Annotated in this window: 12 protein-coding genes and 2 pseudogenes; 9 read left to right on the top strand and 5 right to left on the bottom strand. The window is 40.7% G+C overall.

Translation table 11 applies throughout. The features are described 5' to 3' along the window. Positions 1-252: 252 nt before the first annotated feature. The 3 genes and pseudogenes from LO761_RS09755 to LO761_RS12555 all read right to left on the bottom strand — a co-directional run. Positions 253-1521 carry an alpha/beta hydrolase family protein gene (locus LO761_RS09755; protein WP_272818097.1) on the bottom strand — a complete coding sequence of 423 codons (1269 nt, stop codon included), beginning with the start codon at positions 1519-1521 and terminating at the stop codon, positions 253-255. Positions 1522-1523: 2 nt separating this feature from the next. Continuing rightward, a pseudogene (locus tag LO761_RS12560) lies at positions 1524-2153 on the bottom strand (glycoside hydrolase family 97 catalytic domain-containing protein); the annotation flags it as partial. 9 nt (positions 2154-2162) lie between these two features. Continuing rightward, positions 2163-2564: pseudogene (locus LO761_RS12555) on the bottom strand (glycoside hydrolase family 97 N-terminal domain-containing protein); the annotation flags it as partial. Positions 2565-2816: 252 nt separating this feature from the next. Here LO761_RS12555 and LO761_RS09745 point away from each other — a divergent pair. Beyond that, entirely contained in the window at positions 2817-3329 is a 513-nt protein-coding gene (locus LO761_RS09745; RefSeq protein ID WP_272818095.1) for a metallophosphoesterase family protein, read from the top strand. A 361-nt stretch (positions 3330-3690) separates the two neighbouring features. After that, positions 3691-4488 (top strand): EFR1 family ferrodoxin, encoded by a 798-nt coding sequence (locus tag LO761_RS09740; protein WP_272818094.1) that lies wholly within the window; start codon positions 3691-3693, stop codon positions 4486-4488. Here the strand turns inward: LO761_RS09740 and LO761_RS09735 are convergent. After that, the gene (locus LO761_RS09735; RefSeq protein ID WP_272818093.1) at positions 4468-6135 is read right to left on the bottom strand and encodes a putative transporter; all 1668 of its coding nucleotides are present in this window, start codon (positions 6133-6135) and stop codon (positions 4468-4470) included. The two genes, LO761_RS09740 and LO761_RS09735, sit on opposite strands and share 21 nt — an antisense overlap. A 252-nt stretch (positions 6136-6387) precedes the next feature. Between LO761_RS09735 and mutA the strand changes: the two genes are divergently transcribed. The 6 genes from mutA (at position 6388) to LO761_RS09705 (ending at position 15406) form a co-directional block, all read left to right on the top strand. Next, complete coding sequence (mutA, locus tag LO761_RS09730) at positions 6388-8244, top strand: methylmalonyl-CoA mutase small subunit (protein WP_272818092.1); 1857 nt, start codon at positions 6388-6390, stop codon at positions 8242-8244. A 25-nt stretch (positions 8245-8269) separates the two neighbouring features. After that, entirely contained in the window at positions 8270-10432 is a 2163-nt protein-coding gene (gene scpA, locus LO761_RS09725) for a methylmalonyl-CoA mutase (protein ID WP_272818091.1), read from the top strand. 153 nt (positions 10433-10585) lie between these two features. Continuing rightward, positions 10586-11836, top strand: coding sequence for a carboxypeptidase-like regulatory domain-containing protein (locus LO761_RS09720; protein WP_272818090.1), 1251 nt, complete (start codon positions 10586-10588; stop codon positions 11834-11836). A 60-nt stretch (positions 11837-11896) separates the two neighbouring features. Further along, a complete protein-coding gene (locus tag LO761_RS09715; RefSeq protein WP_272818089.1) occupies positions 11897-14029 on the top strand; it encodes a DNA topoisomerase 3 in 2133 nt (710 codons plus the stop codon). A 265-nt stretch (positions 14030-14294) separates the two neighbouring features. Then, the gene (locus LO761_RS09710) at positions 14295-14423 is read left to right on the top strand and encodes a hypothetical protein (RefSeq protein WP_272818088.1); all 129 of its coding nucleotides are present in this window, start codon (positions 14295-14297) and stop codon (positions 14421-14423) included. A 26-nt stretch (positions 14424-14449) separates the two neighbouring features. Beyond that, complete coding sequence (locus LO761_RS09705) at positions 14450-15406, top strand: fimbrillin family protein (protein ID WP_272818087.1); 957 nt, start codon at positions 14450-14452, stop codon at positions 15404-15406. 52 nt (positions 15407-15458) lie between these two features. Here the strand turns inward: LO761_RS09705 and LO761_RS09700 are convergent, their stop codons facing one another. Further along, positions 15459-16865, bottom strand: coding sequence for a methyltransferase RsmF C-terminal domain-like protein (locus tag LO761_RS09700; RefSeq protein ID WP_272818086.1), 1407 nt, complete (start codon positions 16863-16865; stop codon positions 15459-15461). Positions 16866-17288: 423 nt separating this feature from the next. On the opposite strand from LO761_RS09700, the gene LO761_RS09695 reads away from it, so the two are divergent. Continuing rightward, positions 17289-18608: an alpha-L-fucosidase gene (locus tag LO761_RS09695; protein WP_407951561.1), complete on the top strand. Its 1320-nt coding sequence runs from the start codon at positions 17289-17291 to the stop codon at positions 18606-18608. Position 18609 lies beyond the last annotated feature (1 nt).

Genomic DNA, 18609 nt, shown 5'->3' with positions numbered 1-18609 from the left:
CGGAGAAGCGGGAGAAAATACGCGAAATGACGATCACGGCATTGAAAAGACACGCAAAGGAAGGATAAAAGCGATGAACAGGGAGGCGCAAACTCATACGCATGAACCGAGCAACTCATGCGGATGAATCGAACAACTCATGCGCATGAGTTTTCATCTTCATACGCATCACTTTGAACGCTCGGACTGATCGAGTTTGAATACGATGAAGAACAACGGATTGATTGATCTATATATATAATAAGGTATAAATTACCTCATGTACTTATCACAATAGTTCAGATACTGCGTCCAATCAAAATCGGTTACATCATGAATACCCGTACGAATATGATAAGCTACATCATTCTGAATAGGTTGGTTAATGGCAGGAGGTATCGGACTGTCCAACCCCTCCATTCCATACAACTTATAAACGTCTTTCGTATAGTAAGCAGCAAGATACTCCCCCTTCTGATCAGCCCATATATCTTCTTCCGCACTGGCAACATACAAATGACGCGGAGCAATTAAAGCCAACAACTCATGTTGATCGAATGGCATATTTGACTCATTGCCGGCATATCGGTTAAATGCCGGACAAAACCAATGCGGGAAACTGCTCGTGATTCGAGCGATGTTCTCACCAAATACTCGCTTAGAGAGAGCCGCTCCCCCACAACCTGAGCAATTAGAGATAACAACCTTAAACCGAGTATCTTGAGCACCTGCCCAAAGTGCCGCTTTACCCTGACGAGAATGCCCGATCAACGCAATACGATTACTATCTATCTTGCTTTCATTATTAATAATATAATCAGCTACGCGACTTGAACCCCACGCCCAAGCACCAATTGCGTTCCATTCATCATGATGGATGGAATATTTATCATAATCAGAAAATAAAGAAACGATGCTATGATCGCGCAACTCTTTATCATCCGGATAAATATCTCCATAATACATAGTAGCCACTGCATACCCACGATCAATAATCATCTCAATAGGCCAACGATTTTTCTGGCTACCACGAGTCCAAACATTACTGTTTGCCCCTTCCACCAAATGCAATGATGGAGAAGCAAACACAGCTTTCTCTTCGGTTACCGACTGATTACCAAGAAAATTATATCCAATAAAGACAGGAGCTTTACCTTTCACGTTATTCGGCATATAAAGTAAAAGAATAGCCTCGATATTCTTCTTCCCATTCGTGAAAGTAAACAGAATCTGCTTACGAGTTGCTTTACCGTTCAAAGCATTGGTATCCTCGGAAAGTACATCATACGATACATTCATTTTCTCGGTAGGAGTACGCCCGTACTCTTGTGATGAAAAGATTTCAAGCAACTCTAAGCGACGGATACTCTCCCACTCTTTCACCGTCTTCACTTTCATCCCATTATTGCACATCAGCACATCGGGCAACGTATATTGAGGGACTTTACTCTCGTCCTCATTAATGCGATTACCAAACTCTTGAGCTGACGTGAAAACAATAGGTAAGCACATCAGCAATAAAATTAAGTTCAATTTTTTCATTTTTAACAATGTACTTTATTATGGATAGGAATATCTATTTCGTAGAAGTAATCTTTTATCAGATTATACATCATCGGATCATAATTCTTCAGCTTGATACGACGATTAACCCAATTGTGAATTCCGTTTGCCGGCTCTGAATATTGATTACAATTAAAGAACGACTGCACTGTTTCCGCAAAGTATTCGGCTGTGTTGCTTAGCGCATACGTATTATCCCACAAGCCTTTCTCCTTAGCATTTTTATAACAAGCATCCAATCGCTTCGCAAATGTAGGGTCAATCGGTTCAATACCCATCGACTGAATCAGATGAGAGAACTCATGGATTAAAATATTCTCTCCTACATAACGGTCGCCGGGAAGAGCTAACACATTTTCTTCACCACAACTTGCAGAATAAGCATCCTCCGGGGCACCACCAAAGCCACGCGCCCTCCAGTTCCAGTACTTAATACTATCCGATGAGTTGCATAAATGCTTGAATTCAGGAATATCGCAAGTCTCCTCATCCTTCCCGATAATCATCACATGACATCCGGATTTAACCATCTGAACTTTTACATCAGCTCGTTTAGCAAGCATCAAACTCAAGATATCACAGGCTTTCAATAAAGCCTCATCGCTCACTTTTTCAAAGCAAAAATCAGCAATCTCACTTCCAATTTTTGTTTCTCCTTTTTGAGTTGTATAAAAGCGATAAGCCATCCCTTCATCATACGCTCTGAAAATGACCCCAAAACCATCGTTCAGTCGCAAGTTCATTTCATTATATTTCGCTGTAAAATGCTTAAAACGATAAAAAGGTGATTCAATATCTTCTGTTACAGAACGTTTAGTTGTGCCTAAAACTTTCCTCCCTATCACTTTCCCGTTATATAAATTTAATCCGATATTCGACGGAGTAAGGATTACATTCCCTTGATAAAACAACTGATACGACAACAGATCATGACAATTGACCTCTACTTTTAATTTTCCATTCGGAGAAAAAAGCAAATACTTCGCTTCTTTCGCTCCACGGACTGTACCACTTAACAGCATAAGGACAAATAAAAATGCCCATCTTAAAAATGTTTTGTTTTTCATACCTTAATAATTATATTTTCCGAGATATATAACTTTCAGATATAGGCTTTAATTTCACCTACAAAATAAGAAATAAAAAAACAAACAATTCCTATATTCACTCATGAAAACATAAAATAATCCAAAAATAAAATATATAACTTACCTTTTATTTCTATCATATTGTAAAACTTATTGGTTAACTTTGTCGCGAAACAAATAACAACCATGAAACGAATAGGTGTACTATCGGATACCCACGGATACTGGGATGATAAGTATCTGAAATACTTTGAGGAATGCGATGAGATTTGGCATGCCGGTGACATAGGTTCTTTAGAAATTGCCAATAACTTAGCCGACTTTCGATATTTTCGTGCGGTTTTTGGAAATATTGACGGGCAAGATATTCGTCAACGCTATCCTTTAATCAACCGGTTCGAGATAGAAGGTACCGATGTACTTATCAAACACATCGGAGGTTATCCGGGACATTACGATCCTTCTATTCGGGCAGCCCTTTTCACTCGTCCGCCAAAACTGTTTGTCACAGGACACTCGCATATTCTTAAAGTTAAATACGATAAGACGTTAGGCATGCTTCACATCAATCCGGGAGCAGCAGGAATCTATGGATTCCATCACGTGAGAACACTCATCCGATTCAGCATTGATCACAACAATTTCTCCGACTTGGAGGTAATAGAATTAGCTAAGAACCAAGAAATAAAATCCTTTTAACATATACAGTAAATAAGGGATTTACATCAACCACATGAAACTTCATTCAGCAAATGAAAAAATGCGATTAACAAATGTTACTGACGCTAAGCCGATGTATCAACTTATTCAGTCTATTCCTTCTCCAAAAGCTGAGCTGTTCAAAATGTAGATGGCATTGGTGGCAAAAGAATACCTTGACCAAATAGCTACCCCAGAGTTGAAGAGCTAATATGAAGATGTATCAAAATAGGTATATACTCTTTAACTTTTTTCAAATAAGCAAAGAGACTCACCCTTTCCAGAGTAAATATTTCAAATAATAGTCCTTATTCCCTCTAAGAAATTCTATCTTTGCATCGTATATTAAAAGGTATCATCTATGATATTTTACTTTTCTGGAACAGGAAATACACGCTGGGCAGCCGAACAAATAGCAGCTGCAACAGGCGAAGAGTTGATCAATATCGCAGCCAACTTACAAAGTAACAACGAATTTCACCTGAAAGATGATGAACGTATCGGATTTTGTTTTCCTATACATGGATGGCGTCCGCCATTCATAGTACGTGAGTTCGTGAAACAACTTCATATAAGGAACGCGGACGGGCATTTTTGTTTCGGATTCGCCACATGTGGAGATGATGTAGGCTTGACTTTTGATTATCTAAAAGAAGATTTAGAGTCTGCCGGCCTGCATTTGAATAGTGCTTTCTCTATTATTATGCCGGAATCGTACATATTCCCTATAATAGACTCCATTGATAAACCGGAAGTAGCCGAGAAAAAGAAAAAGAACGGAAAAAAGGCACTCGAAACTATTCTGCCTGATATTATAAATAGAAAAAGCAGCATTCGGAAAGTGAACGAAAGCCATTGGCCCCGTCTGAACAGTAAAGTAATCGGATCGTTCTTCCTGAAAAAATGGGTGAGTGATAAGCCGTTCCATGTAGACCCCAAACTCTGTATCCAGTGCGGTGTATGTGCCATGGTTTGTCCGGTAAAAAATATCAAAGGCGGTTCAGGTTTATCTCCGGAATGGTTGCATAACGGACTTTGCACCACTTGTTTCAGCTGCTATCATCATTGCCCGAAACACGCTATTGAATTTGGGAATCGGACAAAAGGAAAGCGTCAGTACTTCTTTAAACAAACTAATTCAAGCAAGAAACAGAATTAAAATTTGCGCCGTAACAATACGAAGAAACATTGTCAACGGATATACAGTGGAATATCCGACGGCCGGAGCATTATTATTCGCAATCTGGTTCGAATAGGCCAAAGCTGGTGGATCGGTATAACTGCCCGACATCAGCCCCATAAGCGTATAGTAGTTCATTTTATAATGCATCCGAGCAAATACACCCATTATTAATAGAGGTATCAAAGTAATAAGAAATCCGCACAACACATAAAGTAGACCATCTCCCTCAACCACCGTAGAAACAAAGTTCGCGCCTGCCTTAATTCCCACACTTGCCAAGAATAATGCAATGCCTATCTCGCGTAACATTAAATTGGCACTCGTAGTGGTATAAGTAACCAGCTTCACTTTATATCCGAAACGCCCGATGAGAATAGCCACAATCAATGGTCCGCCAGCTAAGCCCAACTTCACCGGAGTAGGGATTCCCGGAAAAGTAAAAGGCAAACTTCCAAAAATAATTCCAACGAATATACCGACAAAAATAGTAACAATATTCGGTGTATCAAGACGTTTCAAAGAATTTCCCATCATATTAGCAACACGTTCTACCGCATCCTGCGGACCAACTACCATCACCCGGTCGCCAACCTGAATCGTCAGGTTTCGTGAAGCAAAAATATCCATACCAGAGCGATTGATGCGCGTTACATTCACTCCATACATACTACTAAAATGAAACTGTCCGAGTGTACGGCCGTTCATACTCGATTTTGTCACAAGTATTCGACGAGAAACCATTGGAGTATCCTGTTTCTCCCAATCAAGTTGCACCTGCGGTCCGATAAACGCGCCGATTGCTTCCGCGTCTTCTTGCGCACAAACAATATAAAGACGATCACCTATATGGAAAATAGTATTTCTGTTCGGTATACTCACATGCCCATCCTGCAAAATTCGAGAGATAACAAAGTCACGCCCTATAAATTGGCTGATTTGAAGAATAGATTTTCCTTCCAATGCCTCATTACGCACTTCAAGATACATTTTGGTTGGAGTAAGATGTGGATTTGCGGCTTCTTGTTTCTCCAATTCATCCGATTCTTTTTTCAGATTAACACGACAAAAATACTTGACCAATATAATTGATCCTATAATGCCAAGCACACCCAAAGGATACGCACAAGCATATCCCATAGCTATCTGGGGACCATCATAATTCAACTGTTGAAGTGCCTCATTTGCGGCACCAAGTCCCGGAGTATTAGTTACCGCTCCGCAAAGTACACCAACCATCATAGGAATATCAATCTTACCCTGCAAAGCATAATAAAGAAGTAGCACAATAATAATATTAAGCAATACTATTCCGCCTGCAACAACATTCATTGCAATCCCCCCTTCTTTAAACGAAGAGAAAAATCCGGGACCAACCTGTAAGCCTATGCAATATACAAAAAGAATCAATCCGAAATCCTGAAGAAAATTAAGGATCGAAGCATCTCCGGTAAATCCGAAATGTCCGCAAACAATACCCGTAAATAGGACGAAAGTCACTCCTAACGAAATACCAAAGAATTTAATTTTTCCTAATAAAACGCCCACTGCGATAACGAACGAATAAAGAAGCACAATATGAGCAATAGAACTACTGTCTGTAAAAAGGGTATGTATCCAGTCCATAAAATCTCTTAAAACTAATTAACAAACATTTATACCTTTTCAAATACTTTCGCAAAGATATTAAAGTTTATCAGAATAAAAAAGAAATTTCTGAAATATCTGCTTCACATAGGCTGGAAATGACATATAGAAATAGGATATATATAATAAATTTAATAAAAAAACAAGGTTAATAAAAAGGTTTTGATTATCTTTGTGCGATTAAAATAACTATTATTTTATTCTTAAAAATATTAATACCAATTAGAAGCTATGGCAGATAGTAAAGAAAAGCTCTTTTCAGATTTTGCCCCTACGACCACTCAAGAATGGTTGGACAAGATCCAGGTCGACCTGAAAGGCGCCGATTTTCAAAAGAAATTGGTTTGGAGAACAAATGAAGGTTTTAACGTACAACCTTTCTACCGCAGAGAGGATGTACTGAAACTGCAGACACCGAATGCTCTTCCAGACGAGTTCCCCTATGTTCGCGGTAACAAGAAAGATACCAATGAATGGTACATTCGGCAGGACATCCATGCTGAAGACACAACAGAAGCTAACGAGAAAGCACTCGATATTCTGAACAAAGGTATCAATTCATTAGGTTTCCGCATTCCGGGAAAGAATGTTAGTGCCGAAACTGTTGAGACGCTGTTAAAAGACATCCAATGTGACGTTGTAGAAGTTAATTTTAAGACTTGTCCAAGGCATGCGCTTGAATTAGCTGAGATTTTGAAGGCTTACTTCGAAAAGAAGGGCTACGATAAAAAAAATATCGTTGCCTCTATCGAATTTGATCCGATCGAGAAAATTTTGATGAAAGGTAAGGATTCTACAGCTCTGTTGGCTGTTGTCCCTCAGTTGGTTAACGCCTTGAAGGAATATCCTCACTTCCGTTGCGTCACCGTTAACTCGACTTCACTTACCAATGCAGGCGCATATATCGTTCAGGAGTTAGGCTACGCTCTCTCTTGGGGTAATGAATACTTGCAGGAATTAATTGACGCAGGTGTTGATGTTGATTTGGCTGCATCCAAAATCAAGTTCAACATGGGTGTTACAGAAAATTACTTCATGGAATTGTCAAAGTTCCGCACTGCACGTATGCTTTGGGCTCAGATTGTTAAGCAATATAATCCTAAACACAATGAGTCATGCAAGATGATTGTCAATGCTATCACATCCAAGTATAACCAAACTTTATATGACAGCTATGTTAACTTGCTCCGCTCACAAACAGAAGCTATGAGTGCCTCTTTGGGGGGTATCCATTCAATGGTTGTAACTCCGTTCGACTCTTGTTACGAGACTCCTACAGAATTCGCAGAGCGTATCGCACGTAACCAACAATTGTTGCTAAAAGAAGAAAGTCACTTCGGTCAGATTGTTGACCCGGGAGCCGGTTCATATTATATCGAAGAATTGACTAACAGTTTGGCAAAAGTTGGGTGGGACCTCTTCTTGAAAGTTGAAGATGAAGGTGGATTTCTTGCTGCAGTTAAGGCAGGAACGGTACAGGATGATATCAACGCTACCAACATTAAGCGTCATACCGATGCCGGCAAACGTAAAGAATTCATGCTGGGTACTAATCAATTCCCTAACTTCAAAGAAAAATCAGACGGTAAACAAGCTATCACTTGCCATTGCTGTTGTGGCCATCAGGAGGAGGAAGCTCCATTCAAAGCAATCAAAACAACCCGTTTGGCTGATGAATTCGAAAATCTTCGTATACATACTGAAAACGCAAAGAGAGTTCCTACTGCATTCATGTTGACAATCGGCAACTTGGCAATGCGTCAGGCCCGTGCGCAGTTCTCTTGCAACTTCCTCGCTTGCGGTGGTTATAATGTAATTGATAACCTTGGCTTCGAGACTGTTGAAGAAGGTGTTGACGCAGCTTTGAAAGCAGGAGCCAATATCGTTGTTCTCTGCTCAAGTGATGACGAATATGCTACATACGCTATTCCTGCTTACAAGTATTTGAACAACCGCGCAATGTTTGTAGTTGCCGGTGCTCCTGCTTGCATGGAAGACTTGAAAGCTGCCGGTATTGAGAACTTTATCCACGTTAAGTGCAATGTTCTTGATACACTCAAAGAATACAATCAGAAATTAGGAATTTAATGTTGTTCAGTTAAATATAAGAGTCATGAGAAAGAATTTTAAAGACATAGATATTTATTCAGGTATCAAGAACGAATCTGGTTCTGAATGGCTGAAAGCTAACAACATTAAGCCAAATTGGAAGACACCTGAACATATTGAGGTTCGCCCAGTATATACAAAAGAAGACCTTGAAGGTATGGAGCACTTGGATTTTGCTGCCGGTATTCCTCCTTATCTCCGTGGTCCGTATTCAATGATGTATCCGTTCCGTCCATGGACAATCCGTCAGTATGCCGGATTCTCTACAGCAGAAGAATCAAATGCATTCTATCGCCGTAACTTAGCATCCGGCCAGAAAGGTTTGTCAGTTGCATTCGACCTTCCTACTCACCGTGGATATGACCCCGATAACTCTCGTGTTGTTGGTGATGTTGGTAAAGCAGGCGTATCTATCTGTTGCGAAGATAACATGAAAGTGCTGTTTGCGGGTATTCCTTTGAATAAGATGTCGGTATCTATGACCATGAATGGTGCTGTGCTTCCTATTCTTGCATTCTACATTGTTGCCGGTTTGGAACAAGGTGCTAAGTTGGAAGAGATGGCAGGTACTATTCAGAATGATATCTTAAAAGAGTTCATGGTACGTAATACATACATTTACCCACCATCGTTCTCAATGAAGATTATCGCTGATATCTTCGAATATACATCACAGAATATGCCGAAGTTTAACTCTATCTCTATCTCCGGATATCACATGCAGGAAGCCGGAGCAACAGCAGATATTGAGTTAGCATATACTCTTGCCGATGGTATCGACTACCTTCGTACCGGAGTAAATGCCGGTATTCCGGTAGACAAATTTGCTCCGCGTCTGTCATTCTTCTGGGCTATCGGTACGAATCACTTCATGGAAATTGCCAAGATGCGTGCCGGGCGTTTGTTATGGGCAAAGATCGTAAAAAGCTTTGGTGCCAAAGAACCCAAATCACTTGCTCTCCGTACACATAGTCAAACTTCAGGATGGTCTTTGACAGAACAAGACCCATTCAATAATGTTGGACGTACTTGTATCGAAGCTATGGCTGCCGTGCTCGGACATACTCAATCTTTACATACCAATGCCTTGGACGAAGCAATTGCGTTACCAACAGATTTCTCTGCACGTATTGCACGTAATACACAGATTTATATTCAGAACGAGACCAAAGTATGTAAAGAGATCGACCCATGGGCAGGTTCCTACTATGTAGAAACATTGACCAATGAGTTAGTACACAAGGCTTGGGAACATATCCAAGAAATTGAGAAACTTGGAGGTATGGCTAAGGCTATTGAGACAGGTATTCCAAAGATGCGTATTGAAGAAGCTGCCGCTCGTACTCAAGCTCGTATCGATTCCGGTTCTCAGGTAATTGTTGGTGTAAACAAATATCGCTTAGCTCATGAAGATCCTATCGATATCCTTGAGGTTGACAACACTGCCGTCCGTAAAGAACAAGAAAATATTCTGAATAAGGTTCGCGCTAACCGCGATGAAGCTAAATGTAAATCTGATTTGGAAGCTATCACTGAATGTGTCCGTGAATTCCACGAAGGCAAGAAGAGTCCTAACAACTTATTGGCTCTGGCTGTTAAAGCCGCTCAAGACCGTTGTACGTTAGGTGAAATTAGTGATGCTTGCGAAGAGATTGTTGGTCGTTATAAAGCAATAATTAGAACTATTTCAGGCGTGTATTCATCAGAAAGTAAAAATGATTCGGACTTTGAAAAAGCTTGTAAGCTAACAGACGAGTTCGCAAAGAAAGAAGGTCGCCGCCCTCGTATCTTTGTTGCAAAGATGGGACAAGACGGTCATGACCGTGGTGCTAAAGTTGTTGCAACAGGTTATGCCGACTGTGGCTTTGATGTGGATATGGGACCTTTGTTCCAAACTCCGGCAGAAGCTGCCCGCGAAGCTGTTGAAAACGACGTACATGTAATAGGTGCATCTTCACTTGCTGCAGGTCATAAAACTTTAATACCTCAATTGATTCAGGAATTAAAGAAATTGGGACGTGAGGACATTATGGTTATTGCCGGTGGTGTTATCCCTGCACAAGACTATGACTTCCTTTACAAGGCTGGTGTTGCTGCAATCTTTGGCCCAGGCACTTCAGTTGCCAAAGCCGCATGTAAGATCATGGAAATTCTTTTAGGAGAATAATTCATCTTCAACATAAGAAAAAGCGGACTGATTAGTCCGCTTTTTTTATTGTCTTTCTTTAAAAATAAAGTCAAAAAAATACAATTAAAAGATTGTTTTTCTGCTTCCTTTTACTATATTTGTAAAGAAGTTACCCCATTAAAACCATTAGTTATGAAAGCCATTAAATTCGTTATCGTATGTTTGCTCGTCTGCTGCTTGCCTCAACTTATATATCCAAATCCAACAGATGATGATAAGTTCATTACCGTTAAAGGTATTGTCAAAGATAGATCGAATAAGAAAGTTCTCTCACATGCCAGCATTACTGTCGTCGGGGAGGAAATCGCAACCGTTACAAACAAAGAAGGCGAGTTTACTATAAAGATTCCTGTTTCAGATCAGGAAACGAATGTAGAAATCTCGCACATGGGATATTACAATTCCACATTTAAAATAGAAAAAGAGAAGGGGAAGAACCGAATATTCTGGCTTGTCCCGTCAAGTGCTACACTTGGCGAGGTAATTATTGAAGGGCATGAACCACGATCACTTGTTACTCAGGCAATTGAAAAAATTGGAACTAATTATGACACTCAAGACCGAATCCTTACAGGCTTCTATAGGGAAACAGCAGAAAAGAGACGTCATTATATTAATATATCCGAAGCCGTAACAAACATATTCAAGTCAAAATATAAAGAAGATTCAGAACGTGATAAAGTGGCCATTGAGAAAGGACGTAAATTGGCCAGCACTAAAGTGAGCGATACGCTCGCCATTAAATTAATTGGCGGCCCAAACATTGCAAAAAACTTAGATTTAGTAAAAAATAGGGAATTGCTCCTTGATGTGAATGAGATGGAGAATTATGAATTCCACATGGAAGATATGGCCAGTATCAACGGACGCCCACAATATGTGGTCAGTTTCCTTCCCGCGCGCGACTTGCCTTACGCACTTTATATCGGTAAACTTTACATAGATAAAGAACGTCTTTCGTTTACCAGAATTGATATGGAACTCGATTTGAGCGATAAAAATAAAGCTATTCAGGCTATACTTCGAAAGAAACCAGGAGGCCTAATCTTCAAACCACAAGAAGTGTCCATTCATGTAGACTACATTGATCATAATGGGGTTACCTATTTAAGTTATATTCAGGATGTTATTCGATTCAAGTGTGATTGGAAAAAGAAACTGTTCCACACTAATTATACCGTTATTGCCGAAACTGTTATAACCGACAGAAAGATTGGCCAATCGAAAGATATTTCACGGAAAGATCGCTTCGGCGAGTATGAAATACTATCAGACAACGTATCTACTTTCTACGATGAAAACTTCTGGGGACCATATAATACTATTCAACCTGACGAGGCATTAGACAAAGCTATCAAGAAGTTGAAAAAGCAACATAAATAACAGATCGACTAAAAAGTCAATTGTTTTTCATACATTTGCCAATGAATATAACAATTGACTATGATCGTTTGCATTGCCGAAAAGCCCTCTGTCGCACGTGACATCGCTGATGTATTGGGGGCACACAACCGAAAAGAAGGATATATTGAAGGAAATGGATACCAAGTTACTTGGACATTCGGACATCTCTGCACATTAAAAGAACCCGAAGACTATACTCTTTCATGGAAAATTTGGAGCTTATCCAGTCTTCCAATGATTCCACCGCGCTTCGGTATCAAACTGATTAATGACAAAGGCATTGAAAATCAATTCCATATTATCGAAGAATTGATGCGAAAAGCTGACGAGATTATCAATTGTGGTGACGCAGGACAAGAAGGAGAACTGATTCAACGATGGGTAATGCAGAAAGCTAAGGCTGCCTGTCCGATAAAAAGGCTTTGGATTTCTTCTCTTACAGAAGAAGCTATCCGCGAAGGATTTAAACATCTGCAAGACCAGTCTGCATTCAAATCGCTATACGAAGCGGGATTGAGCAGAACTATTGGCGACTGGTTGCTCGGAATGAATGCTACTCGCCTGTATACACTAAAATATGGACAAAACAGACAAATCCTTTCCGTTGGACGTGTACAGACTCCTACCCTTGCCTTAATTGTCAATCGTCAATACGAGATAGAACATTTCGTTCCGAAACAATATTGGGTACTTGCTACCATGTACCGCAGCACGTTATTTAATGCCATCATAAAAAAAAACGATGAGGAAATGGCACAAGAAAAAAGTGAAGCGAAAACTGACAATAAAAATGTGAAGAAATCTGTCGAGAACAGGGGCATTCTTCCTATTACTGACTTGGATACCGGTCAGTCGCTGATCGATCGCATTAAAAATGTTCCGTTCTTCATTACCGAAGTGTCGAAGAAACAGGGTAAAGAAGCTCCTCCACGCTTATTCGACCTGACTTCACTTCAGGTGGAATGCAATAAGAAACTTGCATACTCTGCTGATACAACGCTGAAATTAATCCAATCACTTTACGAAAAGAAAGTCACTACTTATCCACGTGTGGATACTACTTACTTAAGTGACGATATCTATCCGAAATGTCCCGGTATCCTCGCAGGAATCAAAGGATATGAAATACTAACAGCTCCTCTTGCAGGCAAAAAACTGAACAAATCGAAGAAGGTTTTTGATAACTCCAAAGTCACTGATCACCATGCCATTATCCCTACCGGACAACCGGCCAATAATTTGACAGATATGGAACGCAATGTGTACGATATGATTGCACGACGTTTCATAGCCGCGTTCTACCCCGACTGTATCTTCGACACAACTACCGTCATTGGTGAAGCAGATAAAATAGAATTCAAAGCTTCAGGTAAAGTTGTTAAAGACCAAGGATGGCATGTAGTTTTTAATCAGGAAAGCACAACATCTGAATCCGATGATTCCGATGAGAATATGAATTCGGACGAAACTAATCATACGCTTCCTGCTTTCAAAAAGGGAGAGAACGGACCACATAACCCGTTGCTGACAGAGAAATGGACTCAGCCGCCACGTCCGTACACCGAAGCTACTTTATTGCGTGCCATGGAGACGGCCGGAAAATTTGTCGACAGTGATGAACTTCGCGACGCGTTGAAAGAAAATGGAATCGGGCGCCCTTCTACCCGTGCGGCCATTATAGAGACACTTTTTAAACGGCATTATATCCGTAAGGAACGAAAGAATCTGATTGCCACTCCTACCGGCATTGAACTGATCGGGCTTATTCACGAAGAACTGCTCAAGTCGGCCGAACTGACCGGTATATGGGAAAAGAAACTTCGGGAAATAGAACGAAAAGAGTACAATGCAGCACAATTCTTAAACGAACTAAAGCAAATGCTGAATGAGATTGTTCTTAAAGTACTAACCGACAACTCCAACCGGCGTATTACGGTGATACCTGCCGAGAATACAAAGAAATCCGCGACAAAAGGAAACGCTGCAACTAAAAAGACTGCTTCCAAACCGGTCAAACCAAAAGCTAAAACTTCGAACGTTCCGGATAATCTTGATGACAATTGGATAGGGAAGCCGTGTCCGCTTTGCGGAAAGGGACATATTATAAAAGGCAATACGGCATACGGTTGTTCGGAATGGAAGAATGGTTGCACGTTCCGCAAGTCTTTCTAAAAGAAACTTCCCATATTTCTTATTATTCACTACGGTGTATTAACGGTTAAAAAGTATTTTACCCGTTATCTACACCTCTTATGTCCTGAATATAACCAATTATTATGCTATTAACATGATTTAACTATAGGGGGGGGTAATTTAAGATATATAAATTATATTTGTAAACGATGTAATACACTATCATCATTCCTTTGTTTAATGACATACCGATATAAATAAAGACAGAACATTTTAATTATTAACAAATAAAACCAATCGCAAGATGAAGAAAACAGTAAAAAGAAAAGGCGATTACGTATCGCCGCAGTGTGAAATCCACGACATGGAGTTGCAAAATCTTATTGCGACAAGTGTCGGTGATTATGGCCCCGGTGAAGAATTAAATCCGTAGTGTAACATGCTAAACAACCAATTGAAATGAGAACACAACTTTTTATAATGGCTTTGACAGCAGGGCTGTTAGGCTTTTCATCGTGTAATAACAACGATGAACCGGCGGTAAACGAAAATGTCCGGATGCGTCAGGTTACACTGACCGCAAGTATTGGCGGCGATGATGCTTCCACCCGTACTTCATACGAATATGACGCTACGAATAAAATACTGAAAGGTATGTGGGAAGCAGGCGATATGCTTTCTGTCATTACAATAGATGCCGAAGGCAAGGCCACCGGTGTGTATAACCTGACAAGCAATAATACCGCTCCGGCAGCTACCGCCGACTTTACCGGTACTATGCCGGCCAAAGGATCATACGCTTCTTTGCTCTGTGTTTATCCGGCTATCACAGAAAACATCACCGATGCAAGCGCCGATTGGAAAACCTCGGATGCTTTTATTTCTATTAGAGCTTCTAAGCGTAAGACATTGAGCATAAGGGGTCATACGCTTTACCAAACAGGAAACGATAATGTGGACCATATTAAGGCTAAAGATTTCATGATAGGAGTTCCAACCATCACAGCCTCCGGTTTAAATGTCACATTAAAAAAACAAATGTCCGTTTTAAGATTCGAACTGACACTCCCCACCGCTTTAGCGGGACAAACTATTAGCTACATCCAAATCGAGTCAGAGAAACAAATAGGGGATAATTCCTTTTGGTCTCATTTAAATTCACCAAAATGGTATAGCAGTGGACCCGTTAAATTTTCCAGAATTTATTTTTCTCCTGAAATCACTATTCCAAGTAAAGGAAAAGTAATAGCATATTCAATCGGATATTATTGTAAACAAAAAAGTGGTTTAAAACTCACAATTAATGCCAATAACAACAAATTTACCATTGCATCAAAAGAAATCACGCTTAGCAAGGACTTTAATATTGGCACACAGGGTAAAGTTCATCACATTACCGCTACATTAGAAGAGTAATAATAAGATATAACTATTAAAAGGGGGGGGCAATCTTACCACTCCTTTTGTTTTATATCACTTCCGTTTTTCGAATATAGGTTGACCGGATTCTCCACTCGTCAGGATAAAGATTATTCGCCCGATTGCCGATATTCTTTACAAAACCTAATGGAACGTGCTTATAAGTGAGCAATACATACCCATAAGGAACAGTACCATCCAACGTGATGGCTTCGGCCCGAAGATAAGCGATGGCTTGTTCATAATCGACTTCGGCTACAGGAAACGCCTGAGTATTCAGCATCGTACTCATAGCTAACGATTGAGAAGGGATAATGTCTTTACCTTTCAATGTACCTAACGTAATTCCCATTTGAAGTATACGCAATGCCTGCCGCAATTGTATCATATCGCCTGAAAATTGCTTGTGAACAGCAGAAACTATATTCTCATTCAAAGTAAAGTCGAACATATCGGAACCGTTCACCCACGCCTTCACTTCCTTTGGAATGAGCGGTACATTTCCCTTTTTACTTTTATCGTTCTTCCATCTTCTTTTCAAAACAGTCCGTTCATCCGACTCTTTCTTACGGAGAACAGCCATAAACAATCCTTCTCCTTTCGTTTTATAGGGTAGAAACCGATAAACAGGGAAATCATTCCGATCAAGATTCCCCGTTATGCCCCAACTTTCCTCCGTAGGAATACTCAATACCTCCGCTCCCAACTTATCTACCATCCACGCAACGTTCTCCTCGTTCTCCTCCTTATTAAAAGTACACGTACTGTACACAAGTAACCCGCCATCTTTAAGCGCAGGCCATACATCCGACAAAATACTACGTTGTCTCTTTTGGCAAATATTCACATTATCCACACTCCAATCGGCCACAGCCACCTCATCTTTTCGAAACATTCCCTCGCCGGAACAGGGGGCATCGGTCAACATCACATCGAAGAACGCAGGAAGAACGCTAAAATCATTCGGGGCATTACTCGATACAAGCATATCGGGGTGCCCCCATTTAACAAGATTTTCAGCAAGCACTCGCGAACGGTTACGCATCACCTCGTTAGCCACTAACAAACTTCCTTCGGGCAACACACTTAGTGCCACAGTCGATTTGCCCCCGGGTGCGGCACAGAGGTCGAGCATACGTACAGGCTCCTTAACAAAAGTCCTTAACACGTAAGCCAAAAACATGGACGAAGCCTCCTGAACATAGTAACATCCCGCATGAAACAGAGGATCGAACGTAAAAGCAGGACGAGATGTTAAATACCTACCTTCATGACACCAAGGAACGTGCTCATTCTCTGCAAGAAACTCATTATTCGGGCAGTAGTGCCGCCATTTCGCGCCATTCACCCGAATGCTCACAGGAGTTTCCTTCTGAAGTGCTTCCTTCAGTCGCCGGAAATCTGACTCCCCAAGAAGCTCAATCGTCCGTTTTTCAAAGTCTGCGGGCAGTTCCATACGTTCATTCTTTTAACGGCAAAGATACAAAGATTTATTGCTGAAAAAGACAGAGAAATGGAAAAAGTCATATTGTTCACTAAAGAATATTACTTTTTAGATAGATATACATCTTTGGAGAAAGCAATCATCAACAGCTACCACGCCGATGCGGATGAAAGTGAAAAATGACGCGGATGAGTTCGGCAACTCATGCGGATGAGTTGATCGATTCATCCGCATGAGTTGAACGATTGATGCGTATCACTTTGACGATTGATACGGATGAGTTTAAATCTTTATATTCATGAACAGTTTATGTGATGCCCATCGTATAAAAAAAAGAATAGAGGAAAACAAACAAACGCTTGTACGTTGCCAAAATTACTCTTATATTTGTTGATTAAGATAAGATATCAATTCAACAATCAATCTAATTAAATTATGATAACATTAAAGAAACACCTGTTGGCAGCAGCCTTATTAATGATTTCCGGCGCAGGATTCGCTCAGAGTTATACCACGAAATATGAGCCGACTAAAGAGAATTTAGAAGCCCGTAAAGAATTTCAGGATGAGAAATTCGGTATTTTCCTACATTGGGGAATTTACAGTATGACCGCTCAAGGCGAATGGTATATGAACGAGGGCAAAATAGACCGTAACGAATATGCCAAGCTCGCTTCCGGTTTCTATCCGTCAAAATTTAATGCAGCTGAATGGGTATCAGCTATCAAGGCTTCGGGCGCGAAGTATATCACTATCACTTCACGCCACCACGATGGATTCTCCATGTTCGGAACCAAACAATCCGATTATAATATAGTTGACGCTACCCCATTCCACCGCGACGTGCTGAAAGAATTAGCTGAAGAGTGTAAGAAACAAGGCATCAAGTTGCACTTCTATTATTCGCATTTAGATTGGAGAAGAGACGATTATCCGGAAGGAAGGACCGGTCATTTCTCAGGTCGCCCTGCCGGACACGGCGATTACAACAGTTACTTCAACTTTATGAATAATCAGTTGACAGAGTTATTGACCAACTACGGTCCCATCGGAGCTATCTGGTTTGATGGATTGTGGGACCATGACCAAGACTCCAACTTCAACTGGCGTTTGGACGAACAGTACGCATTGATTCACAAACTGCAACCGTCTTGTCTGGTTGGTAACAACCACCATCGTAATCCTTACTCCGGCGAAGACTTCCAAATGTTCGAGCGCGACCTGCCCGGTCAGAATGTCACAGGTTATTCTAAAGGCACGGATGTCAGTCAATTACCATTGGAAACATGTGAAACCATGAACGGGATGTGGGGTTACAAGATTCAAGACCAGAACTATAAGACTACGGAACAATTGATTCGTTATTTAGTAAAGGCTGCCGGAATGAATGCCAACCTGTTAATGAATATCGGACCGCAACCGAACGGTGAGCTGCCGGCCGTAGCCGTGCAACGTATGAAAGAAGTCGGCCAATGGATGAATTCATACGGTGAAACCATCTATGGAACCCGAGGTGGCGATGTTGCTCCTCATGATTGGGGTGTTTCAACTCGCAAAGGCGACAAGTTGTACATTCACATCATCCATTTGAAAGACAAGGCATTATATATCCCTTTGGAAGCGAAGATTAAGAGTGCCACTCGGTTCATTGACAAAAAGGCTATTTCGTTCAAGGCTCAGGATGGCGGTTATTTGTTGCAATTACCGGAAGTTCCGGCCGATGTAGACTATGTTGTTGAGTTGACTTTAAAATAAG

This window comes from Phocaeicola oris (assembly GCF_021295095.1).
GTDB lineage: Bacteria > Bacteroidota > Bacteroidia > Bacteroidales > Bacteroidaceae > Phocaeicola > Phocaeicola oris.
Note: the sequence above shows the minus strand (reverse complement) of the source record. Positions and strands in the feature narration are given on the sequence as shown.